The sequence below is a fragment of the Parendozoicomonas sp. 209JJ7-1 genome (assembly GCF_058147085.1).
Genome location: NZ_JBYVJU010000127.1, coordinates 1 through 617 on the forward strand (window position 1 = coordinate 1; position 617 = coordinate 617).

The 617-nt window shown below is 40.0% G+C and carries 1 protein-coding gene; it reads left to right on the forward strand.

Annotation, left to right across the window (positions count from 1 at the left end):
• Positions 1–61: 61 nt before the first annotated feature.
• On the forward strand, positions 62–571 hold the full coding sequence (locus tag ACY2RQ_RS19700; protein ID WP_490114719.1) for a GNAT family N-acetyltransferase: 510 nt from the start codon (positions 62–64) through the stop codon (positions 569–571).
• Positions 572–617 lie beyond the last annotated feature (46 nt).

Sequence of the window (617 nt, forward strand, 5' to 3'; positions counted from 1 at the left end):
GGCGTTACACGGCTTCAGTCTCTAGCTACAATCAACATCGAAGTAAACCTTGCGGAAAGAAATGATAAGAATTGCAGAAGTCAAAGACAGTTCTGATATTGCAGCACTTTCAATACAAGTATGGCTCGACACATACGCAAAACAAGGAATCAGAAAATCCATTTCTCAGTATGTACTAAATGAATTTACTGAAAACAATATTGAAAGCAAACTGATAACTGAGAATGAGGTTTATTTTGTAGCAATTGAAGATGATCACCTGATCGGATATGTCTCGCTGAACCTTTCTGCAACATGCCCTATCACAGAGAGTAAAATGCCTGAGCTTGATAGGCTGTATATTCAAGAGAACTTCACTGCAAATGGTGTAGGCTCCAAGCTGCTGAAATCTGCTTTATCGTTTTGTAACTCTGTGGGTCACAAACGATTATGGCTAACCGTATTCCATGAAAATACGCGAGCACTAAAGTTTTATGATAAACACGATCTCAAAGAAATTGGCGTAACATATTTTGAGCTTGAGAACGAAAAGCACAAAAATCATGTTCTGTGTAAATCAACAGCCGTGTAACAAGTGCATCCAGGTGACGCCTTCGGCGCACCTGATGCGGGCGTTA

Bases quoted from the DNA above. Each gene is read 5' to 3' on its own strand.
- ACY2RQ_RS19700 (WP_490114719.1), top strand. From the start codon at position 62: ATGATAAGAATTGCAGAAGTCAAAGACAGTTCTGATATTGCAGCACTT.